Below are 26,794 nucleotides of genomic sequence, written 5' to 3'. Positions count from 1 at the left end.
TCCCCCCTTTCGCGATGCTGAAGTCCGTAATGGAATATAAAACAATAGCTGCCGAGGAAAAATCTCCCCCTCCTGTAAAGGGTGCCAATCCGGCAGCCCGGTATGTTTGCCTCTCCCTTCGAACATACCAGAACCTGCCGGATTTGCAGAAAAATTCAACACCTGTTACCGGCAAACACCGGCAAACACCGGCAAACACCGGCAACCATAACACCAACTGCGGACATGCCACAAACAGAACAAGCCCTGCAGTTTCAACCAATATAAAAACAATCCGTGATCCGGATTACTGGTTACTGGTTACAGCATATTATCTACCGCGCCCCTGAGGTCGTAGAGGGATATCCCATTTTTTCATATATTTCCACACCGAGGTGTGGCTGACCCCAAGCCTTCTCGCCACCTCGGCCTTGTTCCACTGGCAATCATGGAGGAGTGTAAAAAGTTCCTCCCTTGTTACCCTGGATTTTTTTGTCTCCACAGGACGGGTTACCGCATCAAGTTTGTGAGCAGTGGGATTCCGGAGATTGTCGGGTAGATCATCAAGCTCTATCCGATCCCTGCCGCAGAGAACAAAAGCATGTTCGATAGCATTCTCCAACTCCCTCACATTACCAGGCCAGTCATAATCGAGAAAAGCACGCATGACTTCCCGCGAGGCATCTACAATCTGCTTTCCGGTGTTCTGTTTCAGCTTGTCTATAAAATGACTCACCAGAAGCGGAATGTCTTCCTTCCGTTCGCGCAGCGGTGGCACAGAAAGCGGAAAAACATGCAGGCGATAATACAGATCTTCACGAAAGGTTTTATCGCGGATCATTTCTCTCAGATCTTTGTTTGTGGCTGCAACCACTCTGATATTTACCTTGCGTTTAACAGATTCCCCAACCCGTTCGATCTCACGTTCCTGCAACACCCGAAGAAGTTTGACCTGGATAAAGGGGCTCAGTTCGCCAATTTCATCAAGGAAAATGGTTCCTCCTGTCGCCTCTTCAAAACGCCCGGTCCTGGAACGTACAGCTCCTGTATATGCCCCTTTCACATGGCCGAACAGTTCACTTTCCAGCAAGGTTTCCGGCAAGGCGCTGCAATTCACGGTAACAAGGGGATTGGTCCTGCGATCACTGTTAAAATGAATGGCTCCTGCGATAAGCTCTTTTCCGGTACCGCTCTCACCATGGATCAGAATCGTTGCATCACTGGCAGCAGCCATTTTCACTGCTGCAAACAGTTTGGTCATGGCTTCGCTCTTGCCAATGATGTTATCCAGCCTGTGCATCTCGCCCAGCCTGAGAGATGCCTGTTCAGCTTCTGCTCTGGCCCTGTTGAGTTCAGTGAGATCTGTTACTGTTTCAACAATCCCAAGTATACTGCCATCATTGGCTTTTACCACACTGGCGTTTTTAATTATCGGAATATCGCGACCGTCTTTGTGCTGCAGGTGGCATTCCTTGGCTTCAGAGTAGCCACGCTCGAAGATTTTGCATCTGTTGGCATCTGCGGGACAACTTTTGCCAAAGCATCTGCTGCAACTCAACAACGCACAGGTTTTGCCCAGAGCTTCTCCGCTTGTGTAGCCACTGATGCGCTCCATGGACCGATTCCAGTAGGTAATGCGGCCTTTGTCATCCATGATAAAAACCCCATCCGCCATGGAATCAATAATCCTGCTGACAAACTGTTCATTGAGAATACTGCCTTTTGTTTTCTCCACCTGTTACCTCTGCAAAGAGTAACGTTACCAAACATGCAATAGTAACGTTACGTCATACAGGAAACATGAACCACTGTCAAGCATGATCTCAAAATACACTCACCATTTCAACGCTTTACAACAAAAAACATCTTCTGGCATATATTTTGTTATCTATTCAGAAATACAATACAACTCGCACTGTTCTACAGTGTTGACAATCGAGTTTGCCTGAAACAACCATGAGTAACAAACGAGGGGCCCTACCCATGCAGAGAAATACAAATGTCTATGCTGTGGAAAGCGATAAAAGCGTAGCCACCTTTGTGCAGGATTTTGCCGCCATTGCCAGATCAAAAAATTTTGTCATCAACAACGCCGCTACCATGGATATGAAAAAAACTTTTACCGAACATGGCGGCAATGTCCCGGAAGATTTCGATCTGCATATGATCCAGATCTGTAAACCCACAAAAGCTGATAAAAGTTTAACGGCCAACCCTGAACGGGCCATCCTCATGCCCAAGTTTGTCCATGTTTTCACTAAAAACAGTACAACACAAATTCGATACCTGAGCTATGAACAGGAAGACATAGAAGCGCTGGTCCCTGAAGACCCAAAATTTCCGGAATCACTTGCAGGAACGCATAGTACGATTCATTCGATGATTGATGAAGCAAGATAGTAGCTACTCATAGGGGAGACGAATAAGCTTGAAACTCCCCTGTATTTGTAACTGGTTACAGGGTGCCTGAGTTTTTTGCAAGCAGGCTGGCGCAGCGTATTGGGCCATACGTAAGCCAGGCTGATCGCGGAAAGATCAGGTGCATTGTGAGCAGTTACGCGAGATAAACAAAGTGTATATCCCTAGACAGTCTGTAACCATCGAGAGGTGCAACCATGTGGAAATATCTGATCAAGATAAATAAAAACCTGGTATACGCGATTCCAACGCTCATGATTGCTGGTTGTATTTTTGGCGTACTGACATCGCCACAACTGATAAAAAGCCTTAAAATACTCATCATTCCGATGACTTTTCTCATGGTCTACCCTATGATGGTCACCCTGAACATCAACCACCTGAAACAGGGCATGGATATGAAGCTGCAATCAATGACCCAGCTCATTAATTTTGGTCTGATTCCCTTTGTTGCTTTTGGTCTGGGAAAAATTTTCTTTCCAGGCCAACCATACATGGCACTGGGCCTCCTGCTGGCGGCCCTCCTGCCCACAAGCGGGATGACCATCTCCTGGACAGGCTTTGCCAAGGGCAATATGGGAGCAGCCATCAATATGACTGTGATCGGCCTCACTCTGGGCTCGCTTGCCACCCCCTTTTATGTGCAATGGCTTCTTGGGGCGCAGGTTGATGTAAATTTTGCAAAGGTAGTGCAACAGATTATCTTTATAGTGTTTTTGCCCATGGCAGCAGGATATCTGACCCGCCAGTTTCTATTGAAGAAATATGGCATGAATGAATTTAAAGCAAAGGTCGCGCCACGTTTCCCGGCTCTATCCACCATAGGTGTCCTGGGCATTGTCTTTGTTGCCATGGCACTGAAGGCAAAGACCATCACTGCGCAACCTGGAATGCTGGTATCAATTTTTCTGCCCTTGCTGATTCTCTACGGTCTTAACTTTGCACTGTCCACCGTAGTTGGCAAGACAATGTTTGGACGCAACGATGGGATCGCTTTGGTTTACGGTACGGTTATGCGCAACCTGTCCATTGCCCTGGCCATTGCCATCAATGCTTTTGGTGAAGCCGGAGCCAATGCAGCCCTGGTAATCGCCCTGGCATATATTATTCAGGTACAGTCCGCCGCCTGGTACGTACGATTCACCGACTCGGTATTTGGTGAGCTTCCTCAGTCTGTCACACCTGAAGCCCAGGAAGCATAATCCGAAATCACAGACAGTAGACCAGATATGCAGGTAACGCATAGAGCGACTCCGCTCTATGCGCATTACACGTTTCCCCTGATTTTTACACCAGGCGATCTATTGCTGAATAGAAAAAATAACAGGAAAAAAGAAGCAGGAAGGAAGCACAAAAACCAATCAATTTTCGGTATGCGCCATCACTTAAAAACCGTTTGCCTCTGGCTACCCCAAAGGATACCAGGCTGTACCAGATAAAATCGGCAAGAATATGTCCTGAAAAAAAGGCCGCAACCCCTGCCGCACCATACTTCACAGACACAACAATGTATCCCATGCCAATAGTTGCCCACCAGATTAACCAGTATGGGTTGGCAAGACTCAGCAGGATACCGGCCAGTACCAGATTTCTGGATTTATCCGATGATGCTTCCACGGTAAGTGAAGTATCAGGCAACTGACGAAGCATACTCACTCCCATCCACAGAAGGATTACTCCCCCCACAACAGAAACAGTTATAAAGACCTTATCCTGATTGAGCAAAGGTGCCAGTCCTGCCAAAAGAGCCACGATCAGGGCAAGCTCAAGGATTCCGTGCCCAAGCATCATCAATGGCCCGGCAAAAGCTCCCCGTCGAGTACTTTCAGTCACGGTAACTGTCAGTACGGGTCCGGGCATGAGAGCTCCGGAAAGGGCTATCATAAAACTGGTGGTAAAAATAGTAACCAGAGCTGTAAACATAGAAGGGAACCATCTTGAATTAATCAGTGAGCATTTTTCTGTTCCATACTCCAAAGCTTCTCTTTATGCCATGGAAAATCTCCCTGTCATACTTCCAAGGGATGGTATCTGTGGCGACCGTGTCAAAGACTGGAAGAGCATTTCAGTACCCTTCTCCCATAGCGCAGATGCATATAATAACTGCTTGCGGCTAAAAAGAATTTTGCGATTATTGGCTGCGGCAAAGCTGTGCTGAAGATGGAGGAACTGTGATCAGTTACAAGTGAATGTATTTTGGAGATAATACCATACCTGGCAGGGAGATTTCCCCCTGCCAGGTTTCTTTTTATTCCCGTTTTATAACCCACCGATCAACATCTTAATTCCCACCACATACAAAAGAATGGCAAAAATTCGTTTTAACTTTGCCACGGGCAGGCTATGGGCCAGTTTTGCACCTAGGGGGGCAGTGCAGACACTGGCTGCCACAATACCGATCAGTGCTGTCAAATATACATAGCCGATGCATCCGGCTGGAAGCCCTTCTGCAGACCAGCCGTTGAGGATATTGCCTGCAGAGCCGGCCAGGGCAATGGGCAGGCCAATGGCAGCTGCTGTACCAATTGCCTTGTGCATGGCTGTATTGTGAAACACCAGGAAAGGAACAGACAAAGTGCCTCCGCCAATTCCCACCAGGCTGGAAAAGATACCGATGATGCTGCCAGAGGCAAACATACCGGTGGTGCCTGGCAATTCCCGAGATGCCTTGGGTTTAATGCCCAGCAGCATCTGCGTAGCCACGTAAAGCAGAAAAACCCCGAAAAAGATTTTCAGAAAATTGGTGGACAACTGCGCTGCCACCCAGGTACCGAAAAAGGTGCCGATCAGGATTCCAGGGGTAAGACTGATCACAGTGGGCCAAATAACTGCTCCACGCTTATGGTGGGCCAGCAGGCTGGAAATGGACGTAAAAATGATTGAAGTCAGTGAAGTTCCCAACGCCAGGTGCAGAATGTGCTCATGGGGAATACCCTGGGCCGCAAAGCTGAAGGTGAGCATGGGTACAATAACCAATCCGCCACCAATGCCGAGGAGTCCTGCAAGCACGCCGCCAAAGGCCCCAAGAGCTAAATAGAGAAGTATAATTTCCATAATGTCTCGCTTCTCCCTGATCAGGAATACAAAATTTCTTTGCTCACCATGGAAGCCGTAGCTGTGCCGGTAAGCACCATGGACTGAATTAGCTCGCCCTTGATCTTGGCCAGATAGCTCTCCACGCCCTGCTGCAGACCGCCCACGGCTGCCACAGAAATGGGACGGCCAATCATAACAGCATCCGCCCCCAGGGCAAGCAGCTTCAATACATCTGCGCCGCTTCGTACACCGCCATCGGCAAGAATGGTAACTTTACCTTTCACTGCGTCAGCAATGTCTTCCAGCACATCTGCCGATCCTGGAGAGAAATCCAGAACTCGCCCCCCATGATTGGACACAACAATGGCATCAACACCCACTTCTGCAGCCAACACTGCTTCATCCACAGTCATCACGCCTTTAAGAATGAACTTGAGCGATGTGGATTGAATAATTTTGCGTAACTGTGAGGGGTTTTTAGGAGAAACAGGTCTTCCCATTTCACGCAGGGTAACCAGACCTGCAGCATCAATATCCATACCAAAGGTATCGATCCCTGTTTGCTGTGCTTTTTCCAGTTTCTGGTAAAATTCTTCGTCTTCCCAGGGTTTAATAAAGGGGATTCCCTGTCCCTGATTCTTTGTAATAGAACCAAAGCCTGATTCATGGATAAAATCAGGTACGCCGTCACCTGTACAGCCGAGGGTTCCTGCTGCTACGCAACCTCCGATAACCGCATCGGTATATTCCTCTTCAGTGATACCTCCGCCCATATTAAAACTCACACCGCCAATGGGGGCGGCCAGTACGGGCATGGATAGTTTTCGCCCCAGAAAATCAATGCTGGTGTCAGGTTTTGTCACGTCATGGATAAGGCGCATATTAAACCGATACTTTGCCAGTGCCTCGAGATTAGCGGCAAAGGAAGAGCCGGTACCAAGCCCGCCCATGCCGGGAACCTCTCCCACGCAGGCCTTGCCGTTACACTGGGGACAAACCCGGCAATAGCCTTTCATTTTTTCACGTGCTGCATCTAAGACTTCTTTCATGATTTTCTCCTGTGTTTACCTGTAAGCATTCACAGAGACTCCACAGGTACACCTGTAAACGCTTTGAGTTTTTATACGGACTGCGTATATTCAGACAACATAACTGTATTACAATTTCTTGTTAGCATGCGGTTCCGCATCATTTTCGAGCAAATGCTCAGTTCCATCAGTGTGATGCTGTGCCCTGACAAGCTGTTCAAAATTGGATTCCACCTGCTGCATGTGCTCACGCATTATAGTCGCGGCCTGTGATTCAGCATGTGCCTCCAGTGCTTCTACCAACCTGCCATGGTATTCCATGGAACGTACATTGCGTTCATAACTTTGCAGTTCCTGGGAGCGGCTCTCGGTCAGTGCCCCGTGCAAAGCGTCATACAGTTCACTAAGAACCGTATTTCCAGCTGCCTGTACTATCAGGGAATGAAACTGGTCATCAAGCATTGCCTGGATTGTTTTGTCTTCCAGATTCTCTCGCTGCTGCTGCACAATACCCTTGAGAATTTCAATCTGCTCAGAGGTTATCCTCCTGGCTGCAAGACGGGCGATCTGAGGTTCCAGAAGATTTCTCAACTCAAAAATTTCCGTCAGCCGTTTATGACGTCGAGTAAAACCATAGACCACGCATGCCAGGGCTCCCTGAGCCACAAAGGTTCCGGCACCACGGCGACTTACCAATACACCTTTCTCAGCCAGGGCTTTGATCGCTTCTCGGATAGTATTACGCGAAACCTGAAAATGATCCGCCAGGTCACGTTCCGGTGGGATACGTTCCCCTGCTTTGAACTGACCGCAGGCAATAAATTCTTCTATTTTTCGTACTACTTGATCGTGTCGTATTTTCTGCATAGCATTACATTGAAAAAAAATTGGCCCAACCAATTTAGCCAAATACAAAAAAACACATCCTATGTCAATGTTTTTTTCCCCATCGCCGGAAGTATCCATAACGAGTGTTTGTCCAGAAATGAGGAGTTTTGCTCAAGTTTAGGTAAGTGCAGGCTCCGTTGGCCTATCCATGCGTGAAATCGCTATCGTTTAAAGAGATAAGCGACCAGCGGGAGACTTCGTGGAGTCTCTATGATCAAGTTCTTTGCTGTTACTGAATTATCTGAAATCAGATTTTGAGCTTTAGTTGATTCAGCTTATAAAAAACCAAATACAGCTTTCAGATTTTGCCCCTGTTCTTTTATAATCAAAGTGAACCCTGACTCATGATATGCCCTGGGGCATAACAGCAAGACACATATAAGGGTCACAGAAAAAATAGATTATCCAATCTTGCTTGTCTCTCAACTCGGTAACGTCGTCACGTCAATGGCTCAATACGGCCAGTATGGAACCATTGACGCGACGACGTTACCAAACCGGTATCCTACGCAATTTTTGGATATTTATTATTTTCCGCGACCCTAAATTTCATATCAAAATCATATACAGAAAATTCAATGAGTGTGCCCACAACCTCCAAAGAAAATCACGATGTATTTCATGATAAAAAAGAATTAGCCGCCATTTTCTCTTCCCTCGAACAACGGGTGAGCAGTTATGTTCTGGGAAAGGAACTGCAGGTTAAACTGTCGCTGTGCTGCCTTCTTGCCCAGGGGCATCTGCTTATAGAAGATATTCCAGGTATAGGTAAAACCACCCTGGCAAAAGTGCTGGCCCGAATTTTAGGTTTGGAATTCCAGCGTATTCAATGCACCAACGATATGCTGCCAGGCGACATTCTGGGAGTGGCTGTTTTTGACCCGAAAAGCGGCTCGTTTTCCTTTCACAAAGGTCCGGTCTTCACCCAGATTCTACTGGCAGATGAAATCAACAGAACCACTCCCAAGACCCAGAGTGCCCTGCTGGAGGCCATGGAAGAGCATCAGGTATCCATTGAAGGAGAGACCAGGATGCTGCCCAACCCATTTTTTGTTATGGCCACCCAAAACCCCCTGGAACAGGCAGGCACCTATCCGCTGCCAGAGTCCCAGTTGGATAGATTCCTGTTTCGCATATCCATCGGCTACCCGAGCAAAGAAGCGGAAAACAGATTGCTGCGCGGGGGAGGAATTCAGGATGAAGTTGCCAAAGCACAACCGTTGCTTGGGCCGGATCAAGTACTTAACCTGCAGCAGATGGTGATGAACGTTCATCTTTCAGATCCTCTGGTAACCTACATCCAGAACCTGCTGGAATATAGTAGAAACAGCGGCCTTTTCTCCCTGGGTCTTTCTCCCCGTGCAGGCCTTTCCCTGGCTCGGGCGGGACAGGCCTGGGCACTGATCAGTGGAAGGGATTACGTGATTCCAGAAGATATCCAGCAGGTACTGCCCTATGTGGCAATTCACAGACTACACCAGACCGATACCATGACGGAAATGCCGTTTGATGACCTTGTTACCTCTTTTCAAGCTGTTGCGGTACCAACATGAGTACATCCGTCGTCTCTGCCATTCAACAATATTTCACCTCTGACAGGCTGCACAAGTTCATGCCAGCCATTCGCATCAAAACCGTTACATACCGGTTTCATCCGACCCTGTACGGGGTGATATTTTTCGGGATGTTGACGGCACTGCTCATAGGCTCAATCAACCATAACAATAATCTGGGGTATCTGTTGACGTTTCTTCTCAGCTCCATGTTCCTGGTTTCAATCATGTTGACCTATCGTAATCTGCGTAACATTACTGTTTCAGGGGGAAATGGCAGACCAGTATTTGCAGGCCAGACCACCCGATTCAATATTCATCTGCAGGCAAGGGAAGGGAAACGATACGGAGTAGTAGCCGCCCTTGATCATCATCACCGCCAACAACTGAACCTCACTCATAATCTTGCTGCCAGCACACAACTTGCCCTGCCCGCAAAAAGCAGAGGAATACTGCAGGTGAACAGAATTTTTCTCTCCACCAGTTTCCCCCTTGGCCTGTTCACCTGGCGAACGGAAGCCCCTGTTTCGCTCTCCTGCCTGGTCTATCCCACCCCCATTGCCGGGCCTTTACACACTGAGACCGGCACAGGTTCAGATGAAGATCAACACCAGCAGGAACGCTCCAAAGGCAAGGATTTTTCCGGCCTGCTCGCCTATAAACCAGGCGATACGCCTCGGCAAATCCATTGGAAAAGTCTGGCTGGAGGAAAAGGGCTGCATTCGAAATTTTTTGAGGAGCAAACTTCAGGTAGTTCGCTCTTTTCACTTCAGGATATTCCAGGAAAAGATCTGGAGTTCAAACTCTCCAGACTCTGCCAGATGATCCTCACTGCTGATGCCAGGGGAATCCCATTTGGCCTCCGGTTGGGATCGCAACTCCTTGAGCCGTCACAAGGTGCACCTCATACATCTTCCTGCCTTAAAGCCCTGAGTCTCTACGGACAATGAACAGTCATTCCGACCGCAGCCAAACCCTTCCCATTCTTTACACAGTTATCCTGTGCACCCTTCCCCACCTGATTAACATATCCGTCATTGCAACACTGATCTGTATTTGCATGTGGGGATATCATCTGGGTTCCCTGTATAAAGGCTGGCCCATACCTGGTTTGAAAGTCCGGACTGTCCTGGGTACGATCCTGTTCATCATGGCGGTACTCACCCATGAAGGTCTGACCGTGGAGGCCTTTGTTGCCCTTCTCACTCTAATGATAGCCCTGAAACTCTTTGAACTGAAAAAGCTACAAGATGGTGTTATCGCCGTCATCCTCTGCTATTTCATCATTGTCAGCGGTATGTTTTTCAATGATTCCATCATTGCCACTTTTTATATTCTGTTCACGGTCCTGTTCAACACAGCAGTGCTTATCCATATTCAGTATCCGGAACTACAACTTTCTCCAGCTTTTTCACTCTCCTTTCAGCTGGCGTTGCGGGCGTTTCCTTTCATGATTATCCTCTTTCTCGTCTTCCCCCGCATTCAGACAGGCTTCTGGGGCAGACCGGAGCTACTGCAAAACAAAACCGGGTTCAGCGACACCATATCTTTAGGCACCGTGGCTTCTCTGGCTCAAAGCGATAAAGTTGCCTTTCGAGTTACCTTTACCTCTGATCCTCCCCCGCAAGACCAGCTCTACTGGCGGGGTATCGTACTTTGGAATTTTGACGGCCAGACATGGAAAAGGGGAAACCGCAGCCGTGGAGCAGCCAGCCAGTTCCAGAAAGGAACACGAAAAATTCGCTACAACGTAACCCTGGAACCCCACAACCAGCAGTGGCTCTTTGGTATCGACCTACCCACTCAGCTGCAAGCCTCCTGGAGTTGGCTACGCGATGATCACTCCCTGTACAGACGCAGGCCTGTGAGCAGCCGTTTCAATTATACGGTGGAATCATATCTGGGGGCCCGTTCCCAAGCCAGGTCACCAAATATAGACCTGGCATTATCCCTTCCCTCCACAGGAAATCCCAGGGCACGTGACCTTGCCAGGCAATGGTCTCAGGTAGCTGGTTCCAGAATGGAAATAGTTGAAAAAGCAATTCAATTCTTCAAAACCCAGAACATTGTCTATACCCTGAAACCAGGTGCCATACCTGTTTCCATGCAGGGGGATCCCATAGACTACTTTTTGTTCTCCAGTCGAAGCGGCTTCTGCGAACATTTTGCAACGTCCCTGGCATTTCTCCTGCGGGCAGCTGATGTCCCGGCAAGACTGGTTGGCGGCTATCTCGGCGGAGCAAAAAATCCCATGGGCGATTACTGGATTATCCGCCAATCAGACGCCCACGCCTGGGTGGAAGTGCTCAACGACGAAAATATCTGGCAAAGAGTTGATCCGACCACCATAGTCGCCCCGGAAAGAGCAAACCTGAGCGCAGAACAGGCAATACAGGATGATACTCAAGCCTCATGGCTCTCCCGACTGGGTTTTCATGAAGTCCCCCAGTGGTTTACGGGTGTACGCAACATGTGGGATTTTGCCAATAACAAATGGAACATGTGGGTCATGGAATATTCCATATCCAGCCAGAGAAGCCTTTTCTCCAAAATCGGTATCAATATTTCACTCAATAAAGGTATCGTACAAATAGTGTTTATTGCCGCGGTCCTTCTCGGGGCCACATTTTTCCTGAACCTGGTTTTTTTACGGCCCAAAAAACAGGAACAGGATAAAGTAAGCCAGTACTGGTCCACATTCTGTACAAAAATGCAGCGCGCAGGGGTTGGGAGGCTTCCAAGTCAGGGCCCTATACTCTTTCTGGAAAAAATCAAAAAACAGAGGCAGGACCTTTACGACCAGGCAGCGCCGATTGTACATTTATACATCAAACTACGATTCAGTGGGCAGTACAACGATGATGACCTTGCGCATTTCCGCAGCATGACAACCAATTTTCGTCCAGGTACACAGCATGATACAACCCGTTGAACCACCCAAAGCCTTTACCTTTTCCACAGCCGGCAAAATCATTTTCGGCCCAGGTACACACCTACAGCTGGGAGACACTGCTCTGCAGTTTGGAGCAAAGGTTTTTCTGGTTCATGGAAAGAGTATGGAGCGCCACCAACCCCTGATCGATATGCTTCGCAGCAAGGGGCTGCATATCCACGAATATCCCGTACACATAGAGCCGACCATAAATACGGTTGCCAGCGGTGTGACATCCTGTCATCAGAACGAATGCGACCTGGTAATAGGCATTGGAGGCGGCAGTGTACTGGACACGGGTAAGGCGGTGGCTACCCTGGTAAACAACCCCGGCGATATAACCGATTACCTGGAAATCATTGGCCGGGGCAAACCTCTGCTGGCAGACCCATTACCCTATATCGCAGTCCCGACCACCGCAGGAACCGGTGCGGAAGTGACAGCCAATGCTGTCATCGGTTCACCGGAACACCGACTGAAAGTAAGCCTGCGAAGTCCGCGTATGCTCCCCAGGGTAGCGTTAGTAGATCCGGAACTGACAATAACCATGCCCCCTGCAATTACTGTATTAACCGGCATGGACGCTTTGACCCAGGTGCTGGAACCTTATGTCTCCCTTCAAAACTCACCCCTTACAGACCAGCTCTGTATCGATGGTCTCAAACGCGCATTTTCAGCACTTCCCCGTGCCTGTACAAACGGCTCTGATATCCAGGCCAGAAGTAATATGGCCCTGGCAAGTCTTTATGGAGGCCTGGCACTGGCCAATGCCAAGTTGGGTGCTGTCCACGGCATTGCCGGCCCTTTTGGCGGAATGTACGATGCTCCACACGGTGGGATCTGTGCTGCGCTGCTGCCACATGTCATGGCGATTAATATTGAGGCCATGCTGGAGAGAGAGCCTGAAAACAGTGCTCTTGCCCGCTACCAGCACATCGCTGCAATGATAACTGGCAACCCCGATGCAGATATCCATGAAGGACCAAAACAACTCCTTGCCTTCTGCAAACAATTTTCAATTCCCGGCCTGGCAGCATATGGTTTTTCCATGGACAACGTCACAGCGCTCCTCCAGGCTGCTCAAAATGCCAGCAGCATGAAAGGCAACCCCATTGCCCTGACTGAAAACGACCTCCGACATATTCTGCAAAGGGCACTGTAAAAAGCCCTGGCATTTGAACACCATCAAAACGAAGACCAATTACAAAAATAACAAAAGACTTTTCTTTCATCCAAGATCCCACATTTGAAACAGTCACCAATATTATCTGTAGTTTTTCAACGTTACGCAGAGGGCTCTCTCTTCTTTATTCATAATAAACTACCAGAGTGCCACTTTGAGGTACTTGATAAGACGCATAAAAATGCTAACATAGCATCAGCAATCGATCAGGCTGTATCTACTTCTACAAATTTATTTCTATGAGGCTATTATGCTAAAAAATCTGTTGGAACTGATGGCATTCGCGTTGGCATTTCTGCTCATCGCCGCCGCTCTGGCAAATGCGGAACCGTCCGGTAAACTGGTTATCTTTCACGCCGGATCGCTTTCCGTTCCTTTTGCGGAAATGGAAAAAGCTTTTGAAGCAAAATACCCAAAGGTTGATATCCTGCGGGAAGCTGGTGGATCCACCAAGATGGCACGCATGATCTCAGAGGAAGGTAAACCTGCAGATATCATGGCCTCTGCAGATTACGTGGTGATTGACAAAAACCTTATTCCGAAATTTGCATCCTGGAATGTCCGTTTTGCTTCTAATCAATTGGTTCTCTGTTATACAGACAAATCAAAATTCGCAGACGAAATCAATGCTGACAACTGGTATGAAATACTGCAACGCAAAGGAGTCGCCTGGGGACACTCAGATCCCAACCTGGATCCTTGCGGGTATCGCGCCCTCATGGTTTTACAGCTAGCTGAAATTTTTTATAATATCCCAGGATTAAACGCCCAGCTCCTGGCCAATCGCCCTGAAAAAAATGTGCTGCCCAAAGCTGCAGAACTCATCTCGCTTCTCCAATCCGGTAGCATGGATTACGCATGGGAATATCTCTCAGTTGCAGTGCAACATAATCTGAAATACATTACCCTGGATGATCATATCAACCTTGGCAATTACAAAATGACACCGATTTATAAGCAAGCCAAGGTTACAGTGTCCGGCAAAAAACCCGGTACCACCATTGACCGCATTGGTAAATCCATCACCTACGGTATTACCATGTTGGATAATGCAGCCAACAAAGAAGCCGCAGAAGCCTTTCTCGCATATCTGTTTGACAAGGAAGGCGGATTAAAAGTTCTCGAATCCATGGGCCAGCCTCCATTCATTCCCGTGAGGGTTCCTTCCCAGGATATGTTGCACAAACTTCCAGTCTCCCTGCAATCCCAAGCCGCAGTGCAACAATAGTACATGGCATAGCCCAATAAACCACGTTTTTGGAAGGTGCTGCGCCTAGCACAGCATCTTCCATTTTTTTCAGTTGGAGGATGCATCTTTAAATCACCCATGACGTTGTAGATGCCCTGCCTGTACAACTGATCACGTGGGTAACAACACTGATATTTCGGTTAGTTCTGAGTCGTAACTGGTCACGGGTGCTTCAGATTTGTGCAAGCGCGGTTTTTCGCAGGTTAGCGACCAGCGGGAGACTTCGTGGAGTCTGTGATCAGTTACCTGCCTGTTGCTGAAAGTGCGGCGGTAATTCATAAAGGCTACATAGAGCAAAGTATCCAAACCACACGCCTCCGGTTACTTCACTACCTGCATCCGCCCCCCTGCCCTCTCCTCCAAATTTGCCATACTTTTAAATAAGCTCAGGTTACCATCTACCCGCATCTATTGCCTCGTCTCAGCCTGAAACAATCAGCAGCCTAATCTGGCACAGAGCAGGCAACAATTTAAAATACATACATATTTTATTGAGCCTGACATTGTTTCCTTTGCAAAAAAGCCTAGTCTGAAATACAAGTGCCTTTGTGTTTATTTTTACACAAAACAATTTTATCAAAAATTATTTTCTTGAAAAATATATCTATATATGTAACATTTATGTATGATTTGAAAACTTAATCACAAAATTGTTGCTAAAAACACATTACAAAAAATCATATGCAAATCTGATTCAAGAGTTGACCCCCATTTCCGTTCGGATCCCAATCCAAGTCAATGCCAAGATTCCCATAAAGAACAGCATTCATTGCTCTGCAATGATAACTGCGACCCGTTCTTTTGAGAAACTGCCTGTAACTAACTGAAAACAAATATACATATGTCAACTGGAATTCTTTATAGACGCCCAACAAGTCAAGACGGCCCCCGGATACATGCCATAGCAGAGGAAACAGGAGTACTCTCCGTCAACTCCACCTACGCATACACTTTGATGTCCCGTCATTTCCCTGAAACCTGCATCGTTGGTGAAAAGGAAAGTGAGATAGTTGCCTATGTCATTGGCTACACGCCTCCCAGTTCACCTGAAACACTTTTTGTCTGGCAAATTGGTGTTGCCCGGCAATATCAGGGAAAGGGAGTAGGTAAAGAGATGTTGCTTGCCCTTGTGAACCAGTGCAAGCCACGTTTTCTGGAGTCAACCATCACACGAGAGAATACCGCTTCCATTAAGGTATTCAGTTCCCTTGGCCCAGCTCTTCATACAAAATACCACTTCTCAGCTGAACCTTTTTTCCATAAAGAGGAATTGGGGCAAGGTGAAGAGGCTGAATATCTCATGCGAATAGGACCTTTTACTGACGAGCCTGTATCTGCCCATAAATAAGGTTTTTTGCTCAGGTTTAGGATCGCGGAAAATAATAAATATTCAAAATTTAGTAGGATATCGGAGTGTTCCCTTCGAGGATACAATGTTGAGCATAACGCAAAAATTGGTGAAAAAACCGTTTATGGACAGGCATTAATCTACATTTCTTCTAACCTTCACAACAGCTTAACAGACTGCATTTCATAATGATTTTAACAAGTCATTCCACTGGGCGATCCAATAGTGGACTTGCCCACACCGCTTTGAGAAATACACGCAGAGTAAACTTACTGAAACAGAAACCATCTTAAAGCAAACTACATCATTTCATTTTTATACTAAGAGGCAAAATATGCGTATTTTCGAAAATATGGAATCACGTGTCCGCGGCTATATCCGTTCGTTTCCTGTCATCTTCAAGTCAGCAAAGGGAGCAATGCTCGTTGACGAGATGGATAAGGAATACATCGATTTTTTCGCCGGCGCCGGCACACTGAATTATGGCCACAATAACAAAATGATCAGCAATGCCATGATTGAATACCTGCAAAATGACGGTGTATTGCACGGCCTTGACATGGCAACAACTGCAAAGAAAAATTTTCTCTACAAGTTTACAGAGACCATCCTGGAACCCAGACAGCTTGATTACAAACTCCAATTTACCGGTCCCACGGGTACCAATGCGGTGGAAACAGCTCTCAAGCTGGCCAGAATGGTCAAGGGACGTTCCAATATTGTCTGCTTTACCAATGGATATCATGGGCTCACCATGGGCTCATTGGCCATCACCGGCAATAATCATTATCGTGACGAGGCATATATCAGCCGCTCCAATGTAAGTTTCATGCCCTACGACAACTATCTCGGTCCGGACTGTAATACACTGGCACTTTTCAGGCGCATGCTCGAAGATAACTCCAGTGGTCTGGATTTACCTGCTGCAGTTATCCTGGAAACCATCCAGGCTGAAGGCGGGGTTAACATTGCCTCCAGGCGATGGCTGAAAGAGCTCTCAGAGATATGCTATGAGTTTGATATCCTATTAATTGTGGATGACATTCAGGTCGGAAACGGTCGCTCCGGAGATTTCTTCAGTTTTGAAGAGGCTGGTATTAAACCAGACATCATCTGTCTTTCCAAGGCTATCGGTGGTGGTTTGCCCCTGGCATTTATTCTCTTGCGTCCTGACCTGGATCAATGGAAACCAGGTGAACATACAGGAACCTTTCGTGGCAACAACCTTGCTTTTGTAGCATCAACCCAGGCGTTAAGTTACTGGGACACAAACGATCTTTCAGAAGCCATTCAATACAAAGGAGCGGTGCTGGACCGGGAACTCAACACCATCGCTAAGGAGTTTCCTGAACTGAACGCTTCGGTTCGTGGTCGGGGTATGATCTATGGGTTTGAAATTCCTGAACGCGGACTTTCAAATCAAATTTCAGAACGGTGTTTCGAAAACGGCCTTGTCATTGAATTGGCTGGCGCTGAAGACCAAGTTCTCAAATTTTTACCCCCCCTTGTTATTGACGAAGAAACCTTGCTTAAAGGCATAGGCATTGTCAAACAATCCATTGCAGAAATACTCCAGGAAAAACAAGATAACCTCAAAGGTGAGTTCTAATGATTATCAGAGATATACAAGATATTATTGGCAGTGAGCGAGAAGTACAAACAGAAACCTGGACTTCCCGTCGGCTTTTACTGAAGAAAGATAATATGGGATTCTCCTTTCACGAAACCATTATTCCAGCCGGTGCTGAACTGCGTCTTTGGTATAAAAACCATCTGGAAGCTGTCTATTGTGTTGCAGGTAATGGCACAATTGAAGATTTAGCTACCGGCGAAGTTCACACTCTCAAAGACGGCATTTTATATGCGCTGAATGAGCATGATAAGCACGTCTTACGGGGAGGATCCGAAGATATGCGCCTGATCTGTGCCTTCAGCCCTCCAGTCACTGGTCGAGAAACACATGACAGCGACGGCTCATATGAACTGGTCAAGGAATAACCCATGCCTTCCCATACTGTAGAAAAAATTGGCGGCACCTCCATGAGCCAGTTTGACAAGGTGCTTGACAATGTTCTGGTAGGACACCGTAAAAACGGGCAATTATACAATAGAATCATAGTAGTATCAGCCTATGCAGGAATTACCAATGAGTTATTAGAGCATAAAAAAACGCAGCAGTCTGGAATATACAGCCTCTTTTCAAAAAATAACGATTCCTGGGCCTGGAGTGACGCCATCACCAGAGTCTGCCAGCATATGTGCAATATCAATAAGGGATTTGAATCCCTGGGCCTTGACGTTATACAGGCAGACAGATTTGTCAAAGAACGGATCGAGGGCGCGCGCAGTTGCCTCCTTGATCTCACCCGTCTTTGTTCATTCGGACATTTCCAGCTGGATGAACATCTGATGACGGTCCGTGAAATGCTCTCTGCCATTGGTGAAGCACACAGCGCCTATAACACGTACCTGATTCTGAAAAACAAAGGGATCAATGCCCGCTTTGTTGACCTTTCAGGTTGGATGGAAACCGAGCAGCTCGGCTTTGAGGAAAAAATCCATAAATACTTTGATGACATAGACCTGAAAACAGAACTTCCCATAGCCACAGGGTATACGCAATGTAAAGAAGGCATCATGGGCACGTATGACCGCGGTTATACAGAAATTACTTTTTCCAAGATATGCGTTTTGACCAAGGCAAAAGAGGGAGTTATCCATAAAGAATACCACTTAAGCAGTGGTGATCCCAAAATAGTTGGTGAAGATCGAGTGGAAGTTATCGGAGACACAAATTATGATGTCGCCGATCAACTCTCTGATCTTGGTATGGAAGCCATACATCCAGGAGCCGCCAAAGGCATGCGCAGGGACGATATTCCGCTACGCGTGAAAAACGTCTTTGAACCTGAGCACCCAGGAACCCTGATCACCAATGTGTATAGAAGCCCTGAGGCCAAGGTGGAAATCATTGCTGGAAGACGGGGAGTTACGGGCATTGAAGTATGGGATCAGGATATGGTTGGCCGCTGGGACCACGACGCAGAATTGCTGCAGCATTTTACCGAAAGAAAAATCCGTTATCTTGCCAAGGATACCAACGCCAACACCCTGACCCACTATGTAGCTGCGCCGTTGGAAGATATAAGGAAACTCAGCGAGGCAATTCAGAAATCTTTTCCAAACGCGGATATTATGGTTAGAAAAGTTGCCCTGGTATCACTGATCGGAACAAATATGGCAGATACCTGGGTGTTACCCACTGCTGTTCATGCGTTGGCCAATGCCGGAGTAGAAATCCTGGGACTCCATAAATGTATGCGCCAGATTGATGTACAGTTTGTGGTGGAAGAAAAAGACTTTCAAAAGGCCATTACTGCACTGCATAAAAATCTTGTGGAAGAAAGCCTGACCATATAATTGCTTCACTTCCGCGGTTAGTACTTGTGCTTCTGGTTTTTCTCTGTTTGGCAGCGTCGCATACATACCTGTCAAACAGAGAAGCAGTGGCTTAGGGTCACGGAAAAAATAAATATTCCAATCTTGCTTTTCTCTCAACTCGGTAACGTCGTCGCGTCAATGGTTCAATACGGCCAGTATGGAACCATTGACGCAACAACGTTACCAAACCGATATCCTACGCAATTTTTGGATATTTAATATTTTCCGCGACCCTTAAATCCTCCGAGCGAACGACAGAATCGTTGCAGCCTCCTCGATACATTCCATTTGTCAAGCATTTGCCAGGTTCAGTATGAACTCTGCAAAAAAGCTCCGTACTTGCAAAATATTTCTCCAACGTGTTAAATACATTATTCTTATAATTATCGAACAAATCATTCCAAGATGGAATAACTCCAATGGACCTCCATGGGCTCAAAGCATTTTTGATGGTAGCGGAAGAAGGATCGTTTTCGGTTGCTGCGGAACGACTTTTGGTAACCCAACCTGCAATCAGCAAGCGTATAGCCAATCTCGAAACCGATCTAGGAAGTAAACTTTTTAACAGACTTGGCAACACCGTTCTTCTCACTGAAGCGGGTAAGGTTCTTCTGCCACATGCCCATAAAATCCTGCTTGAAATTACAGAGGCAAAAAAGATGGTTGCCAATCTTGGCACAACCATACAGGGTGAACTCACAATTGCCACCAGCCACCATATCGGACTGCACAGACTTCCGCAATCTCTGCAGAAGTATTGCTGCACATATCCGGAAGTACAACTTCATGTGAAATTTACTGATTCAGAGCAGGGAATCAAAATGGTACAGGATGGCACGTGCGAAGTCGCGGTGGTAACCCTTCCAGACTTTCTGCCAGAAAAAATTATTGCAGAAAGACTCTGGAAGGATCCCATGGTTATCATGACGGCAACCCACCACCCTGTAACAAAAAAGAAAAACCTGCCTGCAGAGTTGACCCATTACCCCATCATCCTGCCTGCAGAGACCACCAGCACCAGCATCCTTATTCATAAATCCCTCGAAGCCATCGGAGCCACAGCTGAACGTACGGAAACTGCTGACAGCTTTGAAACCATCAGAATGCTGGTCACAGCGGGCATTGGCTGGTCGGTTCTTCCTGCCAGCATGGGCAACAGTTCCCTGCACTGCTACAATATCAGCGGATTCCAGTGCACCAGAAATCTGGGCCTGTTGCACCACAGGCAACGTATTCTCTCCAATGCAGCCCTGGCTTTCATGGATATGCTGCGGGATAAAAAGGAATGACTCGCGGAAAGGTCAGAGGCACTGTGAGCAGATACACTTGAACAAAAATTCTCAGCTATGGACAGACTCCTGGATACGTTCTACCCCTCACTTCTTTTTTTTCGGCTTCTCCAGATAATCAATACCTTGATCATATATTTCTTTCAGTTTGTCCTCGATTCTTTCGCACAGAGTTTTGAGCACTTTGATCCGGGCAAAATATTTGCTGTTCGCCTCCACCAGAGTCCAGGGGGCGTAAAAAGTGCTTGTACGATCTACCATATCTGAAACAGCCAGCTCGTATTGTTCCCATTTATCGCGATTACGCCAGTCTTCATCGGTGATTTTGAACCGCTTGAATCCTGTCTGTTCCCGATCATGAAACCTTCGCAGCTGCTCATCATTGGTGATAGACAACCAGAACTTGACCACCACAATACGATGTCGGGCAAGTTGTGCCTCAAACTCGTTGATTTCGCTATAGGCCCGCATCCAGTCAGATTCTGAACAAAACTGTTCCACCCGCTCCACCAGTACCCGGCCATACCAGGAGCGATCAAATATGGTTACCCGGCCTTTGCGTGGCAGATGCCTCCAGAATCTCCAAAGATACGGTTGAGCCCGTTCCTCTTCTGTAGGTGCTGCAATGGGAATAACCTGATACCAGCGTGCATCGAGCGCCCCGGTGATGCGACGTATGGCCCCTCCCTTGCCGGCTGCGTCATTACCCTCGAACACAGCCAGTACTGAGGTATATTTAAATTTAGGGTCCCTGGTTAACAGGTTCAGTTTTCTCTGGTACTTTTTCAGCTGTATACTGTATTTTTCTTTGTCCAGAGATTGCGTCATGTCCAACATCTTGAGGACATTGAGATTATCAATGGAGGGCATAAGAGGAGGAGCAAGAATTTCCTGTGACGGTTGAGTCTTCAGGTCCAGTCGCTCCTGAATGGCATTCAGGATCAACTTACCAACTGTCAAATTCCGGTAGCGAGCATCCTCTCCTTCAATAATCAACCAGGGAGCTTCTGCGGTTGAGGTATGGCGGATGACCTTTTCATGCACCTCATGAAATGTATCGTACATTTTAAAGTGCTTCCAATCCCGCTTGGATACCTTCCAGCGAGTTAAAGGGTCCTTCTCCAGGGATTTCAGCCTTTTCTCCTGTTTTTCCTTGGAAAGATGAAACCAGAATTTCAGCAGCAGAGCGCCCTCATCCACCAACATTTTTTCTAAATTCTTTGCCCGCTCAAGACTCTGCTCCAGATCCGCATCTTTGGTTCTGCCATAGGCTCTGTTCAGCATGGGCCATGTGTACCAGGATCCCAGAAAAACACCTATTTTACCTTTGGGTGGCAAAGCTCTCCAGAACCGCCACATCATGGGGCGATCCATTTCTTCGTCTGTGGGCTCACCCATGCCGTGGGTTTGAATATGGCGGGGATCCATCCATTCATTCAACAGATTTACAGTGGCTCCGCGCCCTGCTCCGTCCAACCCGCCAACAAGAATGATTACCTGAAAATCGGCTGACTCGACCAGTTCAAGCTGTACGTTGAGGAGAGCTTCCCGCAGGACAGGAACTTCCTTTTTATACTCTGATTTCTTAATCTTATGGCCTAACTCTGCAGATTCAAACATACGGTTACTCCCTCATGCTGGTAGAACTTCACGTTCCTTTTTGCACCGACGACCGATGCTCCAGGTGTATGTAAGCGAAAGTATTCACAGGTAGCGACCAGTGTATCCCACCATGTTATCATTCGCGAAATATGTGTTCCTTACAATGAGACAGGCATCTTACATACATTGAATCAATTATCTTTATAAAAATATAAAAATAAGGGCAACCAATTGGTTTTCTATATGTTAACTGTATAATCTGAAAATTATAATATACAGAAAAATGGTGAAATATATCTCACCATACCGCCATCAAGAGACCTGAGGCCACCTCATCTCCATAACAACGCAGGAATACGACATGACAGGAAGCATCTACATTGGGAGTCTGGAACAGGGTAGTGGAAAACTTGTGGTTACCCTGGGGATTATGGAGTTGTTGTCCCGTCACATTGACCGGATCGGCTTTTTCCGTCCTGTAGTTCATGGCGACGGGACAACGGATAATGATATCAACCTGATAAAAAAGCGATATAACGTACCGTTACCCATCGAGCAGATGCACGGCATTACCCATAAAGAAGCCAGGGCTCTGCTTGCATCAGGCCAGGAACAACGGATTTACAGGACAATAGTTTCCAAATACAATCAAGCCCTGGAGCAATGCGATTTCCTTCTCTGCGAAGGGCCCAACATCAGTACCCTCTCCGAAGCATTTGATTATGATATCAGCATACGGATTGCCAGAGAATTGGGCACACCTGCCATCTACGTTTCCAATGGGCTTGACCATTCTGTAGATGAAATCATCCGCAATATTCAGGTAGCGGAAAATACTTTTGAACAGCACCGCGCCTCTTTGGTTGCTGTCTTTGTCAATCGAGTGGTTCCTGAAATTGTTGTCAATGAAAAGGAAAAAATCTGCAACGCCTTCAAAGGCTCTGTTCCCATATCCCTGCTGCCCAATATGCCAAGCCTGAGCATGCCCACAATGGATCAGATCATCGCGGCAATTCAGGCTACCTACCTGTCCGGTCCCAAAAATCGTCTCCTTCGCGATGTTCGCGACATAAAGGTTGCCGCCATGAGCAGCAACAACTACCTTGAATTTCTTGAAAAAGATGACCTCATCATTACCCCTGGTGATCGTCCGGATATCATTCTGGCCACTCTGGCTGCCATTATCTCCAAAACCTACCCGTCGCCTGTGGGCCTTATACTTTCTGGCAATTTTCTGCCATCTTCATCCATGATGAGACTTCTCGAAGGCCTCGATGATCTGGCATTGCCTATTTATAGTGTCAAGACAGACACGTACAGGACAGCCATGCAGGCAGGTTCTGTCCCTGGAGTGCTTCAAGCCAAAAATGAACAGAAAATTGCCAAAGCACTTGGACTGTTTGAGACACATACGGACAGCAAAGATCTTCGACAACGTATTGCTGTAACAAAATCCAACATTATATCACCCCTGATGTTTGAATATGCTCTTTTCGAGAGAGCCCGCCAGGTCAAGCAGCACATAGTCCTCCCCGAAGGCAGTGACGACCGGATTCTTCGGGCAGCGGAAATTCTCCGCCTGCGTGATGTCGTCGACCTCACTATTCTTGGTGATCAGGATCAGGTGCACAACCGGGCCACACAACTCGGACTCAGGCTGCAGGATGTCAACGTTATCGATCCCCAAACATCGCCCTTGCGTGATGAATTTGCCTGCAAACTGTATGAATTACGGAAAGACAAGGGTATGACGGCAGAGTATGCTTATGATCGCATTGCCGATGTAAGTTATTTCGGCACTATGATGGTCTACCTGGACAAGGCGGATGGAATGGTGTCCGGTGCTGCCCACACCACCCAGCATACCATCAGGCCAGCTTTCCAGATTATACGGACACCGCCGGACGTACTCCTGGTCTCCAGTGTCTTCTTTATGTGTATGGATACCAGAGTTCTGGTATACGGAGACTGCGCTGTAAATCCCAACCCAGACAGCGAAGAACTTGCTGAAATTGCTATAAGTTCTGCGGACACCGCCGCTATGTTCGGTATTGAACCAATGGTAGCCATGTTATCCTACTCCAGCGGTAAATCCGGACAGGGGGAGGACGTTGACATGGTGCGAAAAGCTGTGGATATTGTCCATCAACGCCGTCCAGGCTTACCCATCGATGGACCTATCCAGTATGACGCGGCCATTGATGCCACAGTAGCCAGTAAAAAAATGCCGGACAGCCAGGTTGCGGGAAAGGCAACCGTGTTTATCTTTCCGGATCTGAATACGGGAAACAACACCTATAAAGCTGTGCAAAGATCTTCAGGTGCGGTCGCCATAGGACCAATCCTGCAGGGCCTCAATAAACCGGTAAACGACTTGAGCAGAGGGTGTCTGGTTCCAGATATAGTCAATACGGTTGCCATCACAGCTATTCAGGCCCAGGCAAGCAACAGGAAACACAAAAGCTTACAATAACTGTTGGGTAATATTGAAACAACAGTCTATACTGACAGTATATCAAATGGCAGCAACAACATCCCGGGATTCCAGTTCCCTGCGGAGCGCCTGTTCCTGCACTTTACCTGCATCCCTCTCCAAGGAGAATACACATGTCCGAACAAACTTTTGAAATGGACGATCTACTTGATGAAATCAACGTGGTTCTTGAGGCTGCTGAAAATGACGATGCCGACACCTTGTATGATCATCGAGCATCAATTATCTCCATCTATGCACAGGCCATGGCGGAATTCCATTTCTCCGAAGAAAAACTTGAATGGCTCAACGCCATACTCAAGGCTGTGGAAGATAATCAACCCCGGCAATGCCTCTCTATTCTTGAGCGGGAACAGGATACAGAAGTTCTTTTTCTAGGTTCTCAGTTTGCCTCTGTCATGGCAGGGTGCTATCACCACGATGAATGTCAAACCGCTGTCCAGGCTGTGGGCCTGAAAGCCCTGCTTCTGGCAATGAAGTACGAGCAGAATCCAGATGACCATGTTGAAAATTAATACGTGTTTTCCAAAAAATGAGCATACAATGGCAGGCTGTTTTTTTTGATTTTGATGGTGTCATCGCCAGATCAGTTGCTGTGAAAACACGTGCATTTCGTCAGCTTTTCAGCCAATATGGTGAAGACATCTGCCACCAGGTCGTGCAATATCATCTGGATAATGGCGGCATGCCGCGTTCAGAAAAAATCCGGTATTACCTGACTGAACTGCTTGGCCAACATCCAGATGAACAGGAAATAGACAGGATTGGGCAACAATTCTCTCAACTGGTGGTGGATGAAGTTATTCAGGCTCCCTTTATACCTGGTGCAATGGAATCGCTGACAAGCTTACAGCAACAAAAGATTCCTGCTTTTGTGGTCTCCGGAACCCCGCATGCAGAAATGAACCTGATTGTTGAGCAGAAAGGTCTTGCTCCCTATTTTCAGGAAGTGCATGGTTCACCCCGGGCAAAGCATGTGATTGTGTCGGAAATTCTGGAAAAATATTCTTTCCAGCCCACAGCCAGCCTCTTTATTGGTGATGCCATGGCAGATTACAAAGCTGCTCAACGTACAGGGATTCAATTTTTAGGCATTGTTCCACCTGATGCAGATAATATTTTTCCAAAAGAAACCACTACTTCGGAAAAAGTACAACTTGAGATTCTTTAGGGTCGCGGAAAATACTACATGTCCAAAAATAGCGTAGGATATCGGTTTGGTAACGTCGTCGCGTCAATGGTTCCATACTGGCCGTATTGAGCCATTGACGCGACGACGTTACAGAGTTGAGAGACAAGCAAGATTGGATAATCTATTTTTTTCGGTGGCCCTTAACTGATTAGTTCTTAAAAAATGCTCTGCAACACGCAATTACCTGCTCAATGTCTTTGCCACTGATTCCCAGGTGAGTGACAAGACGGATGGGGTTGCCTGTACCAATGAGAATATTGTGCTCTTTCAAATATTGGCTCAACCCACGGGCATGTTGCTCCGAGGTTTTGATAAATACCATATTGGTCTGTAATTTCCCAAATTGCACCTCTATGCCAGGGATTCCGGTCAGCCCTTGGGCAAGTAACGCGGCATGGGTGTGATCTTCCTGCAAACGGGAAACATGCTGTTGCAACGCATACAGTCCTGCTGCAGCCAGGATACCTGCCTGCCGCAGGCCTCCTCCAAGCATTTTACGCCACTTACGCGCCTCGTGAATGGCCTGGTAACTGCCACACAACAGAGAACCGACCGGCGCCCCCAAACCCTTTGAAAGGCACACGGATACCGTATCTACACCCTGAACAAGCTGTTTTACCGGCACATCAAGAAAAACTGCAGCATTAAACAATCTGGCTCCATCCAGATGAAGCTTAAGCTGATTCATGGCCGCAACTTTGGCAGCCTCTTGCACATATCCCAGAGGCAAGGCCATTCCATTATGGGTATTTTCCAGACAGAGGAGTCGGGTACGGGCAAAGTGGACATCATCCGGCTTGATCGCTGCAGTCACCTTTTTCAGGTCCAGAGTACCGTCTGACTCAAAATTCAGAGGCTGCGGCTGCACAGAAGCGAGTATGGCTGCTCCACCAGCCTCATACCTGTATGCGTGGGCTTGTTGACCTACAATATACTCATCTCCACGCTGACAATGAACCATAATGCCTAACAGATTGCCCTGTGTCCCACTGGTCGTAAACAGTGCAGCTTCCTTGCCCAGCAGGTCTGCACAGTATTCCTCCAGCTCTCGTATGGTGGGGTCTTCACCATACACATCATCTCCGACCACCGCGTCAGCCATAACCCGCCGCATGGCATCGGTGGGCGGGGTCACGGTATCACTGCGTAAGTCTATATACAA

General features: G+C 47.3%; 24 protein-coding genes. 17 read left to right on the top strand and 7 right to left on the bottom strand.

The features are described from left to right. Positions 1-29 precede the first annotated feature (29 nt). Positions 30-329: a hypothetical protein gene (locus tag G493_RS0115235; RefSeq protein WP_153306542.1), complete on the top strand. Its 300-nt coding sequence runs from the start codon at positions 30-32 to the stop codon at positions 327-329. On the opposite strand, the gene G493_RS0115230 is transcribed toward G493_RS0115235, so the two are convergent. Continuing rightward, the gene (locus G493_RS0115230) at positions 311-1,714 is read right to left on the bottom strand and encodes a sigma-54 interaction domain-containing protein (protein ID WP_028581086.1); all 1,404 of its coding nucleotides are present in this window, start codon (positions 1,712-1,714) and stop codon (positions 311-313) included. The two genes, G493_RS0115235 and G493_RS0115230, sit on opposite strands and share 19 nt — an antisense overlap. 248 nt (positions 1,715-1,962) lie before the next feature. Between G493_RS0115230 and G493_RS0115225 the strand changes: the two genes are divergently transcribed. Continuing rightward, positions 1,963-2,379, top strand: a complete 417-nt coding sequence (locus tag G493_RS0115225; protein WP_028581085.1) for a DUF302 domain-containing protein — start codon at positions 1,963-1,965, stop codon at positions 2,377-2,379. A 215-nt stretch (positions 2,380-2,594) separates the two neighbouring features. Then, entirely contained in the window at positions 2,595-3,599 is a 1,005-nt protein-coding gene (locus G493_RS0115220) for an arsenic resistance protein (RefSeq protein ID WP_028581084.1), read from the top strand. 85 nt (positions 3,600-3,684) lie between these two features. Here G493_RS0115220 and G493_RS0115215 read toward each other — a convergent pair whose 3' ends face one another. Continuing rightward, the gene (locus tag G493_RS0115215) at positions 3,685-4,257 is read right to left on the bottom strand and encodes a LysE family transporter (RefSeq protein ID WP_232363773.1); all 573 of its coding nucleotides are present in this window, start codon (positions 4,255-4,257) and stop codon (positions 3,685-3,687) included. Here G493_RS0115215 and G493_RS33855 point away from each other — a divergent pair. Further along, the gene (locus G493_RS33855) at positions 4,256-4,555 is read left to right on the top strand and encodes a hypothetical protein (RefSeq protein ID WP_167332851.1); all 300 of its coding nucleotides are present in this window, start codon (positions 4,256-4,258) and stop codon (positions 4,553-4,555) included. The genes G493_RS0115215 and G493_RS33855 overlap by 2 nt on opposite strands. Before the next feature lie 101 nt (positions 4,556-4,656). Here G493_RS33855 and G493_RS0115205 read toward each other — a convergent pair whose 3' ends face one another. The 3 genes from G493_RS0115205 to G493_RS29520 all read right to left on the bottom strand — a co-directional run bounded on the left by G493_RS0115205 (position 4,657) and on the right by G493_RS29520 (position 7,328). Then, positions 4,657-5,451 (bottom strand): sulfite exporter TauE/SafE family protein, encoded by a 795-nt coding sequence (locus G493_RS0115205; protein ID WP_035274676.1) that lies wholly within the window; start codon positions 5,449-5,451, stop codon positions 4,657-4,659. Positions 5,452-5,471: 20 nt separating this feature from the next. Beyond that, complete coding sequence (locus G493_RS0115200; protein WP_028581080.1) at positions 5,472-6,482, bottom strand: alpha-hydroxy-acid oxidizing protein; 1,011 nt, start codon at positions 6,480-6,482, stop codon at positions 5,472-5,474. A 108-nt stretch (positions 6,483-6,590) separates the two neighbouring features. After that, positions 6,591-7,328 carry a FadR/GntR family transcriptional regulator gene (locus G493_RS29520; RefSeq protein WP_161629834.1) on the bottom strand — a complete coding sequence of 246 codons (738 nt, stop codon included), beginning with the start codon at positions 7,326-7,328 and terminating at the stop codon, positions 6,591-6,593. Between the two features lie 599 nt (positions 7,329-7,927). Here G493_RS29520 and G493_RS29515 point away from each other — a divergent pair. From G493_RS29515 to G493_RS0115145, 10 genes are all read left to right on the top strand, one after another. Then, on the top strand, positions 7,928-8,902 hold the full coding sequence (locus G493_RS29515) for an AAA family ATPase (protein WP_084813605.1): 975 nt from the start codon (positions 7,928-7,930) through the stop codon (positions 8,900-8,902). Further along, the gene (locus G493_RS0115185) at positions 8,899-9,852 is read left to right on the top strand and encodes a DUF58 domain-containing protein (protein WP_028581079.1); all 954 of its coding nucleotides are present in this window, start codon (positions 8,899-8,901) and stop codon (positions 9,850-9,852) included. The genes G493_RS29515 and G493_RS0115185 overlap by 4 nt, the downstream gene beginning before the upstream one ends. Further along, positions 9,849-11,834 (top strand): transglutaminase family protein, encoded by a 1,986-nt coding sequence (locus G493_RS0115180; protein ID WP_028581078.1) that lies wholly within the window; start codon positions 9,849-9,851, stop codon positions 11,832-11,834. The genes G493_RS0115185 and G493_RS0115180 overlap by 4 nt, the downstream gene beginning before the upstream one ends. Further along, positions 11,818-12,996: an iron-containing alcohol dehydrogenase gene (locus tag G493_RS0115175; RefSeq protein WP_028581077.1), complete on the top strand. Its 1,179-nt coding sequence runs from the start codon at positions 11,818-11,820 to the stop codon at positions 12,994-12,996. Before G493_RS0115180 ends, G493_RS0115175 begins: the two co-directional genes overlap by 17 nt. Before the next feature lie 271 nt (positions 12,997-13,267). Beyond that, positions 13,268-14,245, top strand: a complete 978-nt coding sequence (gene wtpA, locus G493_RS0115170; protein ID WP_028581076.1) for a tungstate ABC transporter substrate-binding protein WtpA — start codon at positions 13,268-13,270, stop codon at positions 14,243-14,245. Between the two features lie 862 nt (positions 14,246-15,107). Then, the gene (gene ectA / locus G493_RS0115165) at positions 15,108-15,614 is read left to right on the top strand and encodes a diaminobutyrate acetyltransferase (protein ID WP_028581075.1); all 507 of its coding nucleotides are present in this window, start codon (positions 15,108-15,110) and stop codon (positions 15,612-15,614) included. Positions 15,615-15,948: 334 nt separating this feature from the next. After that, the gene (gene ectB / locus G493_RS0115160) at positions 15,949-17,223 is read left to right on the top strand and encodes a diaminobutyrate--2-oxoglutarate transaminase (protein WP_028581074.1); all 1,275 of its coding nucleotides are present in this window, start codon (positions 15,949-15,951) and stop codon (positions 17,221-17,223) included. Further along, positions 17,223-17,612 (top strand): ectoine synthase, encoded by a 390-nt coding sequence (locus G493_RS0115155; RefSeq protein ID WP_028581073.1) that lies wholly within the window; start codon positions 17,223-17,225, stop codon positions 17,610-17,612. The genes ectB and G493_RS0115155 overlap by 1 nt, the downstream gene beginning before the upstream one ends. Positions 17,613-17,615: 3 nt before the next feature. After that, positions 17,616-19,034, top strand: coding sequence for an aspartate kinase (locus tag G493_RS0115150; RefSeq protein ID WP_028581072.1), 1,419 nt, complete (start codon positions 17,616-17,618; stop codon positions 19,032-19,034). A gap of 440 nt (positions 19,035-19,474) precedes the next feature. Beyond that, the gene (locus G493_RS0115145; protein ID WP_028581071.1) at positions 19,475-20,344 is read left to right on the top strand and encodes a LysR family transcriptional regulator; all 870 of its coding nucleotides are present in this window, start codon (positions 19,475-19,477) and stop codon (positions 20,342-20,344) included. An 87-nt stretch (positions 20,345-20,431) separates the two neighbouring features. On the opposite strand, the gene pap is transcribed toward G493_RS0115145, so the two are convergent. Next, the gene (gene pap, locus G493_RS0115140; protein WP_028581070.1) at positions 20,432-21,964 is read right to left on the bottom strand and encodes a polyphosphate:AMP phosphotransferase; all 1,533 of its coding nucleotides are present in this window, start codon (positions 21,962-21,964) and stop codon (positions 20,432-20,434) included. A gap of 343 nt (positions 21,965-22,307) precedes the next feature. On the opposite strand from pap, the gene pta reads away from it, so the two are divergent. The 3 genes from pta (at position 22,308) to G493_RS29510 (ending at position 25,611) form a co-directional block, all read left to right on the top strand. Next, positions 22,308-24,419, top strand: a complete 2,112-nt coding sequence (gene pta, locus G493_RS0115135; RefSeq protein WP_028581069.1) for a phosphate acetyltransferase — start codon at positions 22,308-22,310, stop codon at positions 24,417-24,419. Positions 24,420-24,553: 134 nt separating this feature from the next. Then, positions 24,554-24,955, top strand: a complete 402-nt coding sequence (locus G493_RS0115130; protein WP_028581068.1) for a hypothetical protein — start codon at positions 24,554-24,556, stop codon at positions 24,953-24,955. A 17-nt stretch (positions 24,956-24,972) separates the two neighbouring features. Then, a complete protein-coding gene (locus G493_RS29510) occupies positions 24,973-25,611 on the top strand; it encodes an HAD family hydrolase (RefSeq protein WP_051309342.1) in 639 nt (212 codons plus the stop codon). Between the two features lie 169 nt (positions 25,612-25,780). Here the strand turns inward: G493_RS29510 and ltaE are convergent, their stop codons facing one another. Next, complete coding sequence (gene ltaE, locus G493_RS0115120) at positions 25,781-26,794, bottom strand: low-specificity L-threonine aldolase (protein ID WP_028581067.1); 1,014 nt, start codon at positions 26,792-26,794, stop codon at positions 25,781-25,783.

The sequence above is a fragment of the Desulfogranum japonicum DSM 18378 genome (genome assembly GCF_000429945.1).
GTDB classification, from domain to species: Bacteria; Desulfobacterota; Desulfobulbia; order Desulfobulbales; family Desulfobulbaceae; genus Desulfogranum; species Desulfogranum japonicum.
The sequence above is the reverse complement of the archived record's forward strand: the minus strand, read 5'-3'. Positions and strand labels throughout refer to the sequence as shown.